The sequence below is a fragment of the Xanthobacter albus genome, from assembly GCF_043194895.2.
In the GTDB taxonomy this organism is placed as follows: domain Bacteria; phylum Pseudomonadota; class Alphaproteobacteria; order Rhizobiales; family Xanthobacteraceae; genus Xanthobacter.
Genome location: NZ_CM195532.1, coordinates 229,926 through 246,961, shown reverse-complemented (window position 1 = coordinate 246,961; position 17,036 = coordinate 229,926). Strand labels below are relative to the sequence as shown.

Genomic DNA, 17,036 nt, shown 5'->3' with positions numbered 1-17,036 from the left:
ATGCGCGCTCGCATTGTGCTTTTTGATTGGCCTCATCTCGCCTTCGGCCTCGTCCATCTCTTGCTGCGGTGCGGGAACGAGGGTATTGGTGGTCCGACTTTCTGTAATGCTACACCCGGTGCGGGTCCCTTTTGAAGACGGATGGCGTGCATTGATCCCGTGACAGGTTTCGGCATTCGCGGCGCCGGGGGCATGGCCCCGCGTGCGCCGGTCCGGAACGGGCCTCGGCGATCCGCGCGCAGGGAAAGGAAACGTTCGTGGCTGCGCTGATGACGAGACGGGACATGGCGGACGAGACCGGCCTGCGGGCGGGCCGGTGGGCGGGACGGCTCGCGGCGCTGTCGCTCGTGGCCTTCGCCCTGGCCGGCTGCGGCGAGGAGAAGAAGGAGGCGGCGCCCGAGATCCGCCCCGTGCGCACCATCGTCACCGCCAACCGCATCGCCGGCGACGCTCTGTCCCTCACCGGCCATGTGGAGGCGGAGAACGAGGCTTCCTACGGCTTCCGCATCGGCGGGCGCATCGTCGAGCGCCTCGTGAACGTGGGCGACCAGGTGAAGCCCGGCCAGGTGCTGGCGCGGCTCGATCCGCAGAACGAGCAGAACGCGGTGCGCTCGGCCCAGGCCGCGGTCTCCGCCGCCAACGCCAATCTCACCCAGACCCGCAACCAGTATGAGCGCCAGCGCCAGCTCCTCGCCCGCGGCTTCACGCCCCGCGCGCAGTACGAGCAGGCCGAGCAGGCGTTCCTGAACGCCCGCTCCCAGGTGGAGGACGCGGAAGCCCAGCTCAAGATCGCCGAGGACCGTCTGGGCTATACCGAACTGAAGGCCGACACGTCCGGCGTCGTCACCCAGCGCCGGGCCGAGCCCGGCGAGGTGGTGCAGGCCGGGCAGACCGTGATCCAGGTGGCGCGCCAGGACGGGCGCGATGCCGTGTTCGAGGTGCCGGCCCAGGTGCTCGGCTCCACCTCCGGCGATCCCGACGTGCAGGTGAGCCTCACCGCCGACCCGGCCGTGACCGCCATGGGCCGCGTGCGCGAGGTCTCGCCCCAGGCCGACCCGGTGACCCGCACCTTCCGGGTGCGCGTCGGCCTCATCGATCCGCCCGCCGCCATGCGCCTCGGCACCACCGTGACCGGCCGCGTGATGATGGACACCGGCCCCGTGATCGAGGTGCCGGCGAGCGCCCTCACGCGCCTCAACGACAAGCCCGCGGTGTGGGTGGTGGACCCCAAGGCCCTCACGGTCAGCCTGCGCAACGTGGAAGTGCTGCGCTTCACGCCCGCCGCCGTCTCTGTGGCCGAGGGGCTGAAGCCGGGCGAAGTCGTGGTCACCGCCGGCGTGCAGGCGCTGCATCCCGGGCAGAAGGTGCGCCTTCTCGGCGGCGCGGGGGCCGGGCTGTGAAGGGCTTCAATCTCTCCGCCTGGGCGCTGAGGCACCGCTCGGTCATCATCTATCTCATGGCGATCGCGGTGGTGGCGGGCGCCATGGCCTTCCGGAACCTCGGCCGCGCCGAGGACCCCACCTTCGTCATCAAGACCATGGTGGTGCAGGCGAACTGGCCCGGCGCCACCATCGAGGAGACCTTCAAGCAGGTGGCCGAGCGGCTGGAGCGCAAGCTGCAGGAGGTGCCCAAGCTCGACTACCTGGAAAGCTACACCAAGGCCGGCACCACCACCATCTTCGTGCACCTGAAGGGCTCGGCCACCGCCGCCGAGGTGCCGGACATCTGGTACCACGTGCGCAAGAGCGTGGGCGACATCCGCCACACCCTGCCCCAGGGCATCGTCGGCCCCTTCTTCAACGACGAGTTCGGCGACACCTTCGGCATCATCTACGGCTTCACGGCGGACGGCTTCACCCAGCGCGAGCTGCGCGACCATGTGGAGGACATCCGCTCCGAGCTGCTGCACGTGCAGGACGTCTCCAAGATCGAGCTCCTGGGCGCGCAGGACGAGCGCATCTTCCTCGAATTCTCCATGCGGGAGCTGGCGAGCCTCGGCATCGACCGCGCGGCGGTGCTCGCCGCCCTCCAGCGGCAGAACATCGTGCAGCCGGCGGGCGAGATCCGCACCAATGCGGAGAACATGTCGGTGCGCGTCTCCGGCGCGTTCGAATCGGAAGCCGACATCGCCAACGTGAACTTCGTGGTGAACGGCCGGCTCATCCGCCTTGCCGACATCGCCACCATCCACCGCGCCTATGCCGATCCGCCCCAGCCCATGTTCCGGGTGAACGGCAAGCCGGCCATCGGCCTCGCCATCGCCATGCAGGACGGTGGCGACATCCTGGCCATGGGCAAGGCCATCGACGCCACCATGAACCGGGCCATCGCCAACCTGCCCATCGGCATCGAGGCTCATCTGGTCGCCGACCAGGCGGTGACCGTGAACACCGCCATCGCCGAGTTCATGGAGAGCCTGTGGCAGGCCATCGCCATCATCCTGGTGGTATCGTTCATCGCGCTCGGGGTGCGGGCGGGCGCCATCGTCGCGCTCGCCATCCCGCTCACGCTGGCGGTGGTGTTCGCGCTCATGCAGATCGCGCACATCGACATGCAGCGCATCTCGCTCGGCGCGCTCATCATCGCCCTGGCGCTGATGGTTGACGACGCCATGACCACCACCGATGCCACGCTGACGCGCCTCGCGGCCGGCGACGACAAGGTGACCGCCGCGTCCTTCGCCTTCAAGGCCTACGCGGCCGCCATGCTGGCGGGCACGCTGGTGACGGTGGCGGGCTTCGTGCCGGTGGGCTTCGCGGCGTCCTCCGCGGGCGAATACACCTTCACCCTGTTCGCGGTGGTCACCATCGCGCTGCTGGTGTCGTGGATCGTCGCGGTGCTGTTCACGCCGCTGCTGCAGGTGGTGATCCTGAAGGCGCCGCCGAAGGAGAGCATCCCTGACCCGGACGCCCCGCCCAGGGGCGTGCTGGGCATGTACCACGCCTTCTTGGTGCTGTGCCTGAGGATGCGCTGGGTGACGGTGGCCGTCACCCTCGGCCTGTTCGTGCTCTCGGTGCTGGCGCTGCCGCTCATCCCGCGCCAGTTCTTCCCCTCTTCGGACCGGCCCGAGCTGCTGGTGGACCTCGCCTCGCCGCAGAACGCCTCCATCTACGCGAGCGAGACGGTGGCCGAGACCTTCGACAGGGTGCTCCAGGGCGACCCGGACGTGGCGCGCTGGTCCACCTATGTGGGCCGCGGCGCCATCCGCTTCTACCTGCCGCTCGACGTGCAGCTGCCGAACGACTTCTTCGCCCAGACCGTGATCGTGGCGCAGGACGTGGCGGCGCGCGACCGGCTGCGCAAGAAGCTGGAGAAGGTGCTGGCGGAGGACTTCCCCCAGCTCGTCTCCCGCATCTCGCCGCTGGAGCTGGGGCCCCCCGTGGGCTGGCCGGTGCAATACCGCGTCTCGGGCCCCGACATCGAGAAGGTGCGCGCCATCGCCTTCGACCTCGCGGCCACGGTGGCCTCCGACCCCGACGCGGTGAAGGTCAATTACGACTGGATCGAGCCGGCCCGGCAGGTGCGCATCGAGGTGAACCAGGACGAGGCGCGCCTGCTCGGCCTCTCCACCGCCCAGCTCGCCGGGGTGATGAACACCGTGCTCTCCGGCGCGCCGGTGACCCAGGTGCGCGATGACATCTACCTCGTCAACGTGGTGGCCCGCGCCACCGACGAGGAGCGCGTCTCCCTCGACACGCTGGCGAGCCTGCAGGTGCCGCTGCCCAACGGCCGCACCGTGCCGCTGAGCCAGATCGCCACCTTCCGCTTCGACCAGGAATATCCGGTGATCTGGCGGCGCGACCGCGTGCCCACCCTCACCGTCCAGGCGGACGTGAAGCCGGGCGTGCTGCCGGAAACGGTGGTGGAGGCGCTGGGGCCGAAGATCGACGCCCTGCGCAAGACCCTGCCGCCCGGCTACGACATCGCGGTGGGCGGCACGGTGGAGGAGAGCGCGGCGTCCCTCGCCTCGGTCATGGCGGTGGTGCCGGTGATGCTGCTCATCATGTTCACCGTGCTCATGTTCGAGCTCAAGAGCTTCCAGCGCATGGTGATCGTGCTGTCGGTGGCGCCGCTCGGGCTCATCGGCGTGGTGGGGGCGCTGCTCGCGTCCGGCCGGCCGCTGGGCTTCGTGGCCATCCTGGGCGTGCTCGCGCTCATCGGCATGATCACCAAGAACGCGGTCATCCTCATCGGCCAGATCGAGGCGGACCGGGCCGCGGGCAAGAAGGTGTGGGATGCGGTCATCGCGGCATCCTCGGCGCGCTTCCGGCCCATCATGCTCACGGCGGTGTCCACGGTGCTGGGCATGATCCCCATCGCGCCGACGGTGTTCTGGGGACCGATGGCGTTCGCCATCATGGGCGGCCTCCTGGTGGGCACGCTGCTCACGCTCATCTTCCTGCCGGCGCTCTACGTGGCGTGGTTCGGGCCTGACACGCCGCCCGAGCACGCGCCGGCCGCGGCCGGGCAGGCGCAGGCGGCCTGAGCGACGCCTCCGGGCGGCACGGTGAGACGCCCGCGCGCCGGTGCGGTCGCGGGGGCAGGGGAACGGAGCCGGCCCGCCGGCCGCTCGGACGGGGCCGCGGCGTCGCGGCCCATGCCGGCGCGGCGACGGGCGGGCGAGGAATGCGAGAAGGGGATCGCGAATGGAACGGGAACCTGTGCTGGTGGACTTCGCCCTGCAGGGCGGAGGTTCCCACGGCGCCTTCACCTGGGGCGTGCTGGACCGGCTCCTCGAAGAGAGCTGGCTCGAGGTCGAGGGCGTTTCCGGGACGTCGGCGGGCGCCATGAACGCCGCCGTGCTGGCGGACGGCTTCGCGGCCGGCGGCCGCGAGGGTGCGAAGGCGGCGCTGGAGAACTACTGGCGCCACGTGTCCGAAGAGGCGCGCTTCAGTCCGTTCCAGCGCACCTTATGGGACAAGATGCTGGGCCGCTGGTCGCTGGACCAGGCGCCGGGCTTCCTGTTCATGGACCTGATGACGCGGGTATTCTCGCCCTACCAGTACAATCCCCTGGGCCGCAACGCGCTGGCGCCGATCCTGGAGAAGCAGATCGACTTCGAGCGGCTGCGCAATTCGCCGATCCAGGTGTTCATCACCGCCACCAACGTGCGCACGGGCCGGCCGCGGGTGTTCCGCAACGCCGAGATCACCCCCGATGTGCTGATGGCTTCCGCCTGCCTGCCCACCCTGTTCCAGGCGGTGGAGATCGACGGCGAGGCCTATTGGGACGGCGGCTATTCCGGCAATCCCACCCTGGCGCCGCTGGTGAACCAGCTGAAGAGCGACGACACCATCCTCGTCCCCATCAATCCGCTGGAGCGCCCCGGCACGCCGCGGACCCCCACCGAGATCCTCAACCGCCTGAACGAGGTTTCGTTCAACGCGGTGGCGATCAAGGAGCTTTACATGATGGCGCTCCTGCAGCGCCACGCGAGCCAGCTCTCCAGCGACAGCGAGGCCTGCGACTGGGCGCGCATGCGCGTGCATGTGGTGCGCAACCCGGTCATGAACGACCTCGGCTTCTCCTCGAAGCTCAATGCCGAGTGGGAGTTCCTGAGCTGGCTGAAGGACGAGGGCCGCAAGGCGGCCGAGGTCTTCATCGCCGAGCACGGGAACGATATCGGCAAGGCATCCACCGTGGACTTCGAGCAGCTCCTGTCCGAGCTGTGAAACTGGCGGAGCTGTGAGCATGGGCCTCCTCGGAATCCTGGTCGGCCTCGCCGTCCTCATCTATTTCGCCTTCAAGGGCTCCTCGATCCTCATCATCGCGCCGGTGGCGGGATTGATCGTGGCGGCGTTCGCGGGCGAGCCCCTGCTCGCGAGCTGGACCCAGACCTTCATGCCGAACGCGGCGCAGTTCGTGGCGCAGTTCTTCCCGCTGTTCCTGCTCGGCGCGGTGTTCGGCAAGCTGATGGAGGATTCCGGCTCGGTCACCTCCATCGCCCAGTACATGACGCAGAAGCTCGGGGCCGAGCGGGCGGTGCTGGCGGTGGTGCTGGCGGGCGCCATCGTCACCTACGGCGGCGTCAGCCTGTTCGTGGCCTTCTTCGTGCTGGTGCCCATGGCGGTGGAGCTGTTCCGCACCGCCCAGCTGCCGCGACGGCTGATGCCGGCGGCGGTGGCGCTCGGCACCACCACCTTCACCATGTCGGCCATGCCTGGCACGCCCTCCATCAACAACGCCATCCCCATGCCCTTCTTCGGCACCACGCCGTTCGCGGCGCCGGGCCTCGGCCTCATCGCCTCGGCGGTGATGCTCGGCTTCGGCCTGTGGTGGCTGAAGCGCGCGGAGGCCAAGGCCCGCGCGCGGGGCGAGGGCTTCGGCGGGCTGGTGCTGGACCCCGCGGCCAGCGTGGAGAAGGCGGCCGAAGACCCCATCGTGCGCGAGCGCGCCACCACCTCCGGCGCCTTCGACCCGGCGGAGATCGAGCACAGCAAGGGGAGCACGAAGGGCCCCTCCATCCTCCTCGCGGCCCTGCCCATCATCGTGGTGGTGGCGGTGAACCTCTTGATGTCGTTCGCCATCCTGCCCCGGCTCGACGTGTCGTTCCTGGCCGAGGAACGCTGGGGCGGGGTGACGCTGGCGGCGGTGGGCGGCGTGTGGTCGGTCATCACGGCGCTGATCGCGGCCATCATCACGGTGGTTGCCATCAACTTCCGCTCGGTGCCGGTGCTGCGCGCCACCATGGCGGCGGGCGCCAACGCCTCGGTGCTGCCCATCCTCTCGGTGGCCAGCCTAGTGGGCTTCGGCGCCATCGTGGCCGCCACCCCCGCCTTCGAGGACGTGCGCAACTGGGTGCTGGGCATCGAGGGCGGGCCGCTGGTGTCGCTGGCGGTGGCCACCAACATCCTGGCCGCGCTCACGGGCTCCGCTTCGGGCGGGCTCACCATCGCCCTCGACGCGCTCGGGCCCACCTACATGAAGATCGCCCAGGAGATCGGCATGGACCCGGCGCTGATGCACCGCGTGGCGGTGATCGGCTCCGGCACCCTCGACAGCCTGCCCCACAACGGCGCGGTGGTGACCCTGCTTTCCGTGTGCGGCGTGACCCACAAGGAAGGCTATCTCGACATCGTCATGGCCGCCATCGTCAGCGCGCTGCTGGCGCTCGTGGTGGTGATCGCGCTGGGCACCATGGTGGGCAGCTTCTGACGGCTCGGCGCGGGTGCCGGCCTTGCCCGGCGCCCGCCTGAAGGAGGGCGCATGACCGCGCTGATTTCGCGCCTCGTGGTGCTGTGCCGCTATGCGCTGGTGCCGCTGTTCGTGGGGCTCGCCCTGGCGCTGGCGCTGGTGGTGGCCGCCTTCTTCATGCAGCTTTGGTCCTTCCTCCGGGGCCTGCCCTCGGCCAGCGATGCGGAGGTGCTGATGGGCCTCCTCTCGCTCATCGACCTGACGCTGGTGGGCGGGCTCGTGGTCATCGTCATCTGCTCGGGCTACGAGAATTTCGTCGGCCGCATCGACCGCCGCCATGCCGAGGGCTGGCCGGACTGGATGCGGCGGGTGAGTTTCTCCGGCCTCAAGCAGAAGCTGTTCGCCTCCATGATGGCCATCGCCGGCATCACCCTGCTCAAGGCGCTCATGAAGCTGGAGACCAGCGTCAGCGAGGCGCAGGTGAAGTGGCTCGCCGTCGCCAACATCATTTTCGTGTGCGGCTATGCGGTGCTCGCGGTGACCGACCATTTCACCCACCACCGCGACACGGACTGACGCCGCCCGCCCCGGCGGAAAATCGCGGCCGAGAGGCCCTGGCGGGGTGAGAAGTCCGCCCGTTTGTGCTTTTGTCGCGGAACAGCGGGACCCAGAACCATCGGGAGAACCATGCCGGCGACCTACGAGGCCCAGGGCCTGCTCACCTTCACCACCGCCATCCTGGTCTATTTCGTCGGCGTGGGCCTCAACTCCGTGATCGCGCCGCTGCGCCGCTGGAACATTCCCGAGGCGGTGACGGGCGGCCTGCTGGCGGCCATCTGCACCCTCGTGGCCTACCGCGTGTTCGGGCTCGCCATCTCGTTCGACCTCGAGGCGCGGGATATGCTGCTGCTCTATTTCTTCACCGGCATCGGCCTCAATGCGCGCCTGGCGGACCTCGTCACCGGTGGCCGGCCGCTCGCCATCCTGCTGGTGCTCACGGTGGTCTATCTCGCCGTGCAGAATCTGGTGGCGCTGGGCGGGGTGGCCGCGCTCGGCCTGCCGGAGGGGCTCGCGCCGCTGCTCGGCTCGGTTTCCCTCATCGGCGGCCACGGCACCACAATCGCCTGGGCGCCCCTCATCTCCGAGCGATTCGGCCTCTCCAACGCGCTGGAAGTGGGCATCGCCAGCGCCACCCTGGGCCTCGTCATCGCCAGCGTGGTGGGCGGGCCGGTGGCCGGCATCCTCATCAACCGCTACAAGCTGCGCTCCGACGAGATCCTGCCGCCCATGGTGGGCCTGCCGGAGCACGATGTGGGCCCCGACGCCGGCAAGGTGACCTACGACAACATCCTGAGCGCGCTGCTGGTGCTCAACATCGTCATCCTCATCGCCTATGCGCTGGAGGACGTGGTGGAGATGACGGGCATCAAGCTGCCCATGTTCGTGGTGTGCCTGCTGGTGGCCATCGTCATCACCAATGCCGCGCCGGTGCTGCTGGGGCGCACGCCCTGGGCGAGCGCCTGGCCCGCCCGCACGCCGGCGCTGGCGCTGATTTCGGACCTGTCGCTCAAGATCTTCCTCGCCATGTCGCTCATGAGCATGCAGCTCTGGACGCTCGGCGGCCTGGGGCCGGCCCTGGCCGTGGTGCTGGGGCTGCAGACCCTGGTGGCGGTGGCCTACATCCTGTTCGTGGTGTTCCCGGCCATGGGGCGGAACTACCAGGCGGCGGTGATCGCGGCCGGCTTCACCGGCATCAGCCTGGGCGCGACCCCCACCGCCATCGCCAACATGACGGCGGTGACCAAGACCCACGGGCCCGCGCCCACCGCCTTCATCATCCTGCCCCTGGTGTCGGCCTTCTTCATCGACATCGCCAATGCCATCGCCATCGGCTTCATGATCCGGTGACGGGGGGAGGCGGGCCCCTGCGAAACGCGCCTGCCTTCGGAACGCGCTTGCCTTGGCGCGGCATCCGTGGCGATTTCCGCGCACAGGCGGGCGCGCGCGGCCCGCGAGATGTCCGAAGGAATGACCATGGCAGACGCCGCCCCCCGCACCCTCACCCTCCGCCGGCCCGACGACTGGCACCTCCACTTGCGTGACGGCGCGGTGCTGCAGGCGGTGGTGGGGGAAACCGCGCGCCACTTCGCCCGCGCCATCGTGATGCCGAACCTCGTGCCCCCCGTGGTCACGGGCGCGGAGGCTGCCGCCTATCGCGATCGCATCCGCGCCGCCGTGCCCGAGGGCATGGACTTCACCCCGCTCATGACCGTCTACCTCACCGAGGAGACAGACCCGGCCGACCTGAAGGCCGCCAAGGCGGACGGCATCATCCACGCGGTGAAGCTCTATCCCGCCGGCGCCACCACAAACTCGGCCTCCGGCGTGCGGGATTTCTCCAAGGTGCAGAAGGTGTTCGACACCATGGCCGAGATCGGCCTGCCCCTGTGCGTGCACGGGGAGGTGACGGACCCGGCGGTGGATATCTTCGACCGCGAGGCAGTGTTCATCGAGCGGGTGCTGGAGCCCCTGCGCCGCCGCACGCCGGGCCTCAGGGTGGTGCTGGAGCACATCACCACCCGCGACGGCGCGGACTATGTGCGCCAGGGCGGGGACGATATCGGCGCCACCATCACTGTGCAGCACCTCATCATCAACCGGAACCACATCCTGGTGGGGGGCATCAAGCCGCACTATTACTGCCTGCCCGTGGCCAAGCGCGAGGAGCACCGCCTCGCGGTGCGCGCCGCCGCCACCTCGGGCGACAGCCATTTCTTCCTGGGCACCGACAGCGCGCCCCATCTGGACCCCGCCAAGGAGAGCGCCTGCGGCTGCGCCGGCTGCTACACCGCCACCAACGCCCTCTCGGCCGTGACGGAAGTGTTCGACCAGGATGGCGCGCTCGACCGCCTGGAGGCCTTCATTTCCCTCAACGGACCGGCCTTCTACCGCCTGCCGCCGAACGCGGCGCGCGTCACCCTCGCCAAGGATGAGGCGGCGGTGGAGTATCCGCGTAAGATCGAGACCGGGGCGGGGCCGCTCACGGTGTTCGACCCCACCTTCCCCCTGCACTGGCGCGTGGTGGGCTGAGCCGACAATGCCCCGGTTGAGGCCGGGGCATCAGCCCGAGCGTTTCCGCGCGCATTGGCGCTCGGAAATCGCCCTGGAGCGTTGAGAATGCCCTCAATGGGCGAAGACGCTTTCGAAATCCTTGAAGCCCTTGATCTCGATGGGGTTTCCCGAAGGGTCGAAGAAGAACATGGTGCGCTGCTCGCCCGGTTCGCCCTCGAACCGGATCACCGGCGGGATGTCGAAGGCGACGCCCGCCTTCTGCAGGCGCTCCGCCAGCGCGAACCACTCGTCGAGCGGCAGCACGGCGCCGAGATGGGGCATCATCACCATGTGCTCGCCCACCTTGCCGGTGCGCGTCACCGGGAAGGGCGTGCCCAGGTGCAGCGAGATCTGGTGGCCGAAGAAGTCGAAATCCACCCAGGTGTCGGTGGAGCGCCCCTCCGCGCAGCCGAGCACGCCGCCGTAGAAGCGGCGGGCGGCGTCGAGGTCGGTCACGTGGAAGGCGAGGTGGAACAGGGACCTGGGGGCGCTCATGGGCGGGCTCCGGATGCGGGAGGTTTGACCGCTGATTAGCCCATGCCCTACGATGCAAAAACTATATAATTGCGTCTCTCAGGCCAAGGTTTTCTTTTGGATCTGCGCTTCCTCCAGAGCCTCGTCGCAGTGGCCGAGACCGGTTCCATCGCCGCCGCCGCGCGACGGGAGAAGCTGACCGCCGCCGCCGTGAGCCAGCGGGTGCAGGCGCTGGAGCGCGAGCTGGATTGCGCGCTGCTGGCCCGCAGCGCCCATGCCGCGCGCCCCACCCAGGCGTGCCTCGCGCTCCTGCCGCGGGCGCGGCGGCTCATCCGCGAGGCGGCGCTGCTGAAGGATGACATCGCCGGCGGCGCGCTCTCGGGCGAGCTGGCGGTGGGCGCCATCTCCACCATGCTCACGGGGCTGATGCCGGGCGCGCTCGATGCGCTCACCCGCACCGCGCCGGGGCTGAAGCTGCAGCTGGTGCCGGGCAGCTCGCTCCAGCTCTACGAGCAGCTCGCCCACGGCGCGCTCGACGCGGCGGTTCTGGTGGCGCCGCCCTTCGCCTTGCCCAAGGGGCTGGCGGCGCGCCTCCTGCGCACGGAGCCGCTGGCGCTGCTGAGCCGGGAGCCGGTGGCGCCGGGGGAGGTGGAGGCGGCCATCAGGGCAGGCCCGTTCATCCGCTACGATCCGGCCTCCTGGGGCGGGCGGCTGGCGGCGGACTACATGAAGGCGCGCGGCCTGTTCCCCGAGGTGCGGTGCGATCTCGACGCGCTGGAAACCATCGCCCTGCTGGTGGCGCGCGGCATGGGCCATGCGCTGGTGCCCCTGTGGCCGGGGCTGGAGGCGAGCGGCCTCCACATTTGCCCGGTGCCGGATGCGCAGGATTTCGCGCGGCGCATCGTCTGCCTCCATCCGGCGCTGCCGACGCGGGCTGAGGCGCTGGGCGCGCTCATCGCCGCCCTCGATGGCGCCTGATCGCGGCTCCGCTCGGGAGATAAGGAGCGCGTGCGGGCTCTCGGGCCCGACACCAGATCGTTTCAGGGTTTCATGGAAACGCCGAAACGATCTGTCCTATTGCAATGACGCGTTTCCTTCACGCGAACCGGTTTCCACTTCGCTCGGAAACGCTCTGTCGGCCCTGGTCTTCGACCGGCTCCGCGCGGGCCTGACGAAACACCCATGGGACCGGCGCGCGGGCCTTCGGCCTCAGGCCTTGCGCACCCAGCGGCCGTTCTCGTCCTGCTGCCAGTAGGTGAGGGCGTGGCCCTGGGCCTTGGCCTCGCGCCAGCGCTCGCGCGCGGCGGCCACCTGGTCGGCGTCGCGCCCGTCGAACAGATGCACCACGCGGGTATAGGGCGCGGCATCGGAAAGCGGCACCGCATCCAGCAGGAAGCGGATCTGCGCGCCGTTGGGATTGGCCTCGGTGGTGGCGATCAGCACCGGCTGGCGCTCGGGCTGGGGCTGGGCCTCGGTGCCGTGGGGCATGAAGGAGGCCTCGTTGTAGGTCCACAGGTGGGCGTCGAGCGCATCGCGCCGCTCGGGGGAGCCGCATTGCACCACGCACCGCCAGCCGCGCTCCAGGGATTTCTCCAGCAGCGTGGGCAGCACCTGCTCCAGGGGGCGGCGCTCGAGGTGGTAGAAGAGGACTTCGGTCATGGCGGCCGGCGCGGAGCTTCAGGTGCGCCTTTCTCCCGCGCCGGGAGGCGCGGCGCAAGGGCCGATGCGCGCCGTGGGGGCGCCTCCGCCCCTCCGCGGGAAAAGCGAAAGGCGGCGAGGGAGTCTCGCCGCCTTGAGCCGTGCGGTAAAGCGGGGCCTCAGCCCTCGTAATGGTCCTTCACGAGCTGGTTGAGCAGGCGCACGCCCCAGCCCGAGCCCCAGCTCTTGTTGATGTCGGAGGCGGGGGAGGCCATGGCGGTGCCGGCCACGTCCAGGTGCGCCCACGGCGTCTTCTCCACGAAGCGCTGGAGGAACTGGGCGGCGGTGATGGAGCCGGCGTTGCGGCCGCCGGTGTTCTTCATGTCGGCGAACTTGCTGTCGATCAGCTTGTCGTATTCCGGGCCCAGCGGCAGGCGCCACACCCGCTCGCCGGTTTCGGTGCCGGCCTTGGCGAGGTTCTCGGCCAGCGCGTCGTCATTGGAGAACAGGCCCGCATATTCCTGCCCCAGGGCCACCAGGATGGCGCCGGTGAGGGTGGCGAGGTCGATCATGAACCGGGGCTTGAAACGGTCCTTCGCGTACCAGAGTACGTCGGAGAGGACGAGCCGGCCCTCGGCATCGGTGTTGATGACCTCGATGGTCTGGCCGGAGAGGGAGGTGACGATGTCGCCGGGGCGCTGGGCGGCGCCGTCGGGCATGTTCTCCACGAGGCCGATGACGCCCACCGCGTTCACCTTCGCCTTGCGGGCGGCGAGCGCGTAGAGAAGGCCGGTGACGCAAGCGGCGCCGCCCATGTCGCCCTTCATGTCCTCCATGCCGGCGGCGGGCTTGATGGAGATGCCGCCGGTGTCGAAGGTGACGCCCTTGCCGATGAAGGCCACCGGGGCCTCGTCCTTGGCGCCGCCGTTCCAGCGCATCACCACCACGCGGCTCTCCTTGATGGAGCCCTGGCCGACGCCCAGCAGCGCGCGCATGCCGATCTCGTGGAGCTGGGCATCGCCCAGCACCTCCACCTCCACGCCCACGCCGGAGAGGTGCTCCTCGGCGCGGCGGGCGAACTCGGCGGGATCGAGCACGTTGGCGGGCTCGTTCACCAGGTCGCGGGCGAGCAGCACGCCGTCGGCCACGCCCTCGCGCGCGGCCCAGGCGCGCCTGGCGCCCGCCTCGTCGGAGACCAGCAGGCTGAGGGTGAGGGCGCCGCGCTCGGCCTCGTCCTTCTTCTTGGTCTTGTAGCGGTCGAACTCATAGGTCCTGAGGCTGGCGCCCAGGGCGATCTCGGCCACGGATTCCGGGGCGATCTTGGTGCCGGGCAGCTCCACCAGCACGCTCGCCTCGCGGGCGCTCGCGGGGATCCTGCCGGCGATGACGCCGCCGAGCTTCAGGAAATCGGTGGCCTTCAGCTCGGCCGCCTTGCCCACCGAAAGCACGATGAGGCGCGGCGCGTCGAGCCCGGCGGGAGCGAGCAGATCGACCGCCGAAAAGGCCTTGCCCTTGAAGCGCTCGGCGTCGAAGGCACGGGTCAGGGCGGCGTCGGCGCCCTTCAGCAGCTTCTGGGTGGCGGTGCCGAACGCCAGCGTCTCGTCGGTGAGCACGATCACCACGCCCTTGGGGGCCGAGGCGAGTTTGGCGAACGAGAGGGTCAGGGGCTCGGACATGCAACGCTCCAGGGAGTTGGAGGTGAAGGAATGGGGCGCGGAGGCGCCTTTGTCCAGATGGGGGTGAAAGCGCCGGCGGAAGGGCGGCGGGTCGTGCGGGGCACGGCTTAGATAGGAAGCGTCGAGGCGGCTGGAAAGTCCCGGCGGCGCGGGGCGCGCGGAAGAAAGGCGGGATCAGGCCTCGCGGTTCCGGATCGAGCCGGCGCGGCGCGCAGGGTGGCCCGGGAAATGCGGAGGCGCGCCGAGGGCGCTTCCGGGCCGTGCGAGGCCGGCGTCGTGGAAAAGTCGCGCGCTTTCGCGCGAAGGGGACGGACCGCGATGCGATCCGTCCGGAAACATCATCGCCCGTCGAGGGGCGATGCCGGCGGCCGGTTTGGCCGCCGGAGCGCGGGGCGGCATGCGCCGCCCGCGCCGGATCACTCGGCCGGGGCGTCCTCGGCGGGGGCAGCGGCGGCGGCGGCCTTCTCGGCCTTCTCCTTGGCGCGCTCCTTGGCCTTCTCGCCGGGCTCGGCCTTCTTGGGGTTGTTGCGGGCATCGCGCTTCAGCAGGCCGGCGGCGTCCAGGAAGCGGGCGACGCGGTCGGTGGGCTGGGCGCCCTTCTCGAGCCACGCCTTGGCCTTCTCGGTGTCGAGCACCACGCGCTCGGCGGCATCCTTGGCCAGGAGCGGGTTGAAGGTGCCGATCTTCTCGATGAAGCGGCCATCGCGCGGGGAGCGGCTGTCGGCGATGACGATGCGGTAATAGGGACGCTTCTTGGCGCCGCCGCGGGCGAGACGGATCTTGAGGGACATTGTTCTTCCTTTCGTCAGCTCTTCTTCTTGATCTCAGCGGACGCGCGGTCCCACTCTGACTTCAAGATTCTGGATGTGGTGTCGGATATGGTCTTCAGGTCCTGGTCAATCTGCCGGCCCAGGCCCGCGTCCCTGCTCTGCGCGAAGAGAGAAAGGGAGCTGCGGGTCTGTTCCAGTTCGTCCTTGAGGATCCTGTGCTCGGCCTCGTTCGGGTTCAGCATCAGAAGGATGTAGCTCTCGATCCGCATGATGTCGGTATGCAGATCGTCGATCTCGTCCTTGATGCCTTCCGATGCCTTCTTCTTCAGGATGTGCGCGGCCCCGATGAATTTCGAGACCTCGGTCCTCAAATTCTCTATCCAGCTCACCCGGAAGGAGGCGATGCGATGGTTCGCTTCCATCCGGATGTTGGCCATGGTCGTGCGCAGCGTGACCATGGCGATGAAGATCGTGGCAATGCCGACCACCAGGTTCCCGAGGTCGATCTGGATATTTTCCAATATCCATGCCGTGATCGGGCTCATTTCTTCTTAGGCTTCCCCAGGCCGGGAAGTCCCGGAGGAAGACCCTTGGGCAGGCCCGGCAGGCCGCCGGGGAACTGCGCCGGAAGCCCGCCGCCGGGCAGGCCGGGGAAGCTGGGCGGCAGGCCGCCGCCGGCCGCGCCGGGGCCGCCGGCGCCCATCTTCTCCGCCATCTCCTGGAGCATCTCGGGGGAGGGGCCGCCGCCCCCGAAGCCCATCATGTTGGCGAGGCCGGCGAGCGGGCCGCGCTTGCCGGCGGGGCCGCCCATGGCCTTCATCACGTCCGCCATCTGCCGGTGCATCTTCAGGAGGCGGTTGATCTCCTCCACCTTGGTGCCGGAGCCGGCGGCGATGCGGCGCTTCCTGGAGGCGTCGAGCAGCTTGGGGTGCGCGCGCTCCTTGGCGGTCATGGAGCCGATGATGGCCACCTGCCGCTTGAACACCTTGTCGTCGAGGTTGGCGGAGGCGATCTGGTTCTTCACCTTGGCGACGCCCGGCAGCATGCCCATGAGGCCGCCGAGCCCGCCCATCTTCTGCATCTGCATGAGCTGGCTGCGCAGGTCCTCGAGGTCGAAGGTGCCCTTGCGCATGCGCTCGGCGGTCACCCTCGCCTTCTCGATGTCGATGGCCTCGGCGGCCTTCTCCACCAGGGCCACCACGTCGCCCATGCCGAGGATGCGGCCCGCCACGCGGTGGGGATCGAAATCCTCCAGCGCGTCCATCTTCTCGCCGGTGCCGAGCAGCTTGATGGGCTTGCCGGTGACGGCCCGCATGGAGAGCGCGGCGCCGCCGCGCCCGTCGCCGTCGGCGCGGGTCAGCACGATGCCGGTGAGGCCCACGCGCGCGTCGAACGCCTTGGCGGTGTTCACCGCGTCCTGGCCGGTGAGGCTGTCGGCCACCAGCAGCACTTCGTGCGGGCCGGTGGCGGCCTTCACCTCCGCCACCTCGGCCATCAGCGCCTCGTCGAGGGTGACGCGGCCGGCGGTGTCGAGCATCACCACGTCGTAGCCGCCGAGGCGGGCGGCATCGAGCGCGCGCTTGGCGATCTGCACCGCGCTCTGGCCGGCGACGATGGGCAGGGTCGCCACCTCCACCTGGGTGCCGAGGGTGGCGAGCTGCTCCATGGCCGCCGGGCGGCGGGTGTCGAGCGAGGCCATCAGCACCTTGCGCTTGTTGCGCTCGGTGAGCCGCCTGGCGATCTTGGCGGTGGAGGTGGTCTTGCCCGAGCCCTGGAGGCCCACCATCAGGATGGGCAGCGGGGCCGGGGCGTTGAGATCGATGGGGTCGGCGTCGGAGCCGAGGGTGGCGACAAGCTCGTCATGGACGATCTTCACCACCATCTGGCCGGGGGTCACCGACTTGATGACCTCCACGCCCACGGCCCGGTTGCGCACCCGGTCGGTGAAGGAGCGCACCACGTCGAGGGCGACGTCGGCCTCGATGAGCGCGCGGCGCACCTCGCGCATGGCCTCGCCGACGTCGGCCTCGGTCAGCGCGCCGCGTCGCTTCAGCTTGTCGAGTATGCCGCCGAGGCGGTCGGAGAGGTTGTCGAACATGGGCGTCCGTCTGGTTCGTTCTCACAAGCGACAAGACAACGCCGAACGCGCCCGAGGGCGCAACGCGCTGTCGGGCGGTGACCTCCTGGCACGGGGCCGGGTCGGCGGATCGGCGTGGCCGTCCTTGTGAAGGGG

The 17,036-nt window shown here is 69.7% G+C and carries 14 protein-coding genes; 8 read left to right on the top strand and 6 right to left on the bottom strand.

The annotated features are described in order from the left end of the window. Positions 1–284: 284 nt before the first annotated feature. The 7 genes from V5F75_RS01100 to pyrC all read left to right on the top strand — a co-directional run bounded on the left by V5F75_RS01100 (position 285) and on the right by pyrC (position 10,224). The gene (locus V5F75_RS01100; protein WP_509212131.1) at positions 285–1,400 is read left to right on the top strand and encodes an efflux RND transporter periplasmic adaptor subunit; all 1,116 of its coding nucleotides are present in this window, start codon (positions 285–287) and stop codon (positions 1,398–1,400) included. Then, positions 1,397–4,486 carry an efflux RND transporter permease subunit gene (locus V5F75_RS01095; RefSeq protein ID WP_394034343.1) on the top strand — a complete coding sequence of 1,030 codons (3,090 nt, stop codon included), beginning with the start codon at positions 1,397–1,399 and terminating at the stop codon, positions 4,484–4,486. Before V5F75_RS01100 ends, V5F75_RS01095 begins: the two co-directional genes overlap by 4 nt. Before the next feature lie 160 nt (positions 4,487–4,646). Then, positions 4,647–5,672, top strand: coding sequence for a patatin-like phospholipase family protein (locus V5F75_RS01090; protein ID WP_394034342.1), 1,026 nt, complete (start codon positions 4,647–4,649; stop codon positions 5,670–5,672). A gap of 19 nt (positions 5,673–5,691) precedes the next feature. Continuing rightward, complete coding sequence (locus tag V5F75_RS01085; RefSeq protein ID WP_394034341.1) at positions 5,692–7,155, top strand: GntP family permease; 1,464 nt, start codon at positions 5,692–5,694, stop codon at positions 7,153–7,155. 51 nt (positions 7,156–7,206) lie between these two features. Beyond that, the gene (locus tag V5F75_RS01080) at positions 7,207–7,710 is read left to right on the top strand and encodes a YqhA family protein (RefSeq protein WP_394034340.1); all 504 of its coding nucleotides are present in this window, start codon (positions 7,207–7,209) and stop codon (positions 7,708–7,710) included. A 111-nt stretch (positions 7,711–7,821) separates the two neighbouring features. Continuing rightward, the gene (gltS, locus tag V5F75_RS01075; RefSeq protein WP_394034339.1) at positions 7,822–9,042 is read left to right on the top strand and encodes a sodium/glutamate symporter; all 1,221 of its coding nucleotides are present in this window, start codon (positions 7,822–7,824) and stop codon (positions 9,040–9,042) included. A gap of 126 nt (positions 9,043–9,168) precedes the next feature. Further along, the gene (gene pyrC / locus V5F75_RS01070) at positions 9,169–10,224 is read left to right on the top strand and encodes a dihydroorotase (RefSeq protein ID WP_394034338.1); all 1,056 of its coding nucleotides are present in this window, start codon (positions 9,169–9,171) and stop codon (positions 10,222–10,224) included. A gap of 93 nt (positions 10,225–10,317) precedes the next feature. Here the strand turns inward: pyrC and V5F75_RS01065 are convergent, their stop codons facing one another. Next, positions 10,318–10,740: a VOC family protein gene (locus V5F75_RS01065; RefSeq protein WP_394034337.1), complete on the bottom strand. Its 423-nt coding sequence runs from the start codon at positions 10,738–10,740 to the stop codon at positions 10,318–10,320. A 96-nt stretch (positions 10,741–10,836) separates the two neighbouring features. Here V5F75_RS01065 and V5F75_RS01060 point away from each other — a divergent pair, with 96 nt between their 5' ends. Next, positions 10,837–11,697: a LysR substrate-binding domain-containing protein gene (locus V5F75_RS01060; RefSeq protein WP_394034336.1), complete on the top strand. Its 861-nt coding sequence runs from the start codon at positions 10,837–10,839 to the stop codon at positions 11,695–11,697. A 231-nt stretch (positions 11,698–11,928) separates the two neighbouring features. Here the strand turns inward: V5F75_RS01060 and V5F75_RS01055 are convergent, their stop codons facing one another. The 5 genes from V5F75_RS01055 to ffh form a co-directional block, all read right to left on the bottom strand. Continuing rightward, positions 11,929–12,378, bottom strand: a complete 450-nt coding sequence (locus V5F75_RS01055) for a DNA polymerase III subunit chi (protein WP_394034335.1) — start codon at positions 12,376–12,378, stop codon at positions 11,929–11,931. Positions 12,379–12,536: 158 nt separating this feature from the next. After that, the gene (locus V5F75_RS01050) at positions 12,537–14,033 is read right to left on the bottom strand and encodes a leucyl aminopeptidase (protein WP_394034334.1); all 1,497 of its coding nucleotides are present in this window, start codon (positions 14,031–14,033) and stop codon (positions 12,537–12,539) included. Between the two features lie 416 nt (positions 14,034–14,449). Next, the gene (gene rpsP / locus V5F75_RS01045; protein WP_394034333.1) at positions 14,450–14,824 is read right to left on the bottom strand and encodes a 30S ribosomal protein S16; all 375 of its coding nucleotides are present in this window, start codon (positions 14,822–14,824) and stop codon (positions 14,450–14,452) included. Between the two features lie 14 nt (positions 14,825–14,838). Next, on the bottom strand, positions 14,839–15,348 hold the full coding sequence (locus tag V5F75_RS01040; RefSeq protein WP_394034332.1) for a hypothetical protein: 510 nt from the start codon (positions 15,346–15,348) through the stop codon (positions 14,839–14,841). Beyond that, positions 15,345–16,901, bottom strand: coding sequence for a signal recognition particle protein (ffh, locus tag V5F75_RS01035; protein ID WP_394034331.1), 1,557 nt, complete (start codon positions 16,899–16,901; stop codon positions 15,345–15,347). The genes V5F75_RS01040 and ffh overlap by 4 nt, the downstream gene beginning before the upstream one ends. Positions 16,902–17,036 lie beyond the last annotated feature (135 nt).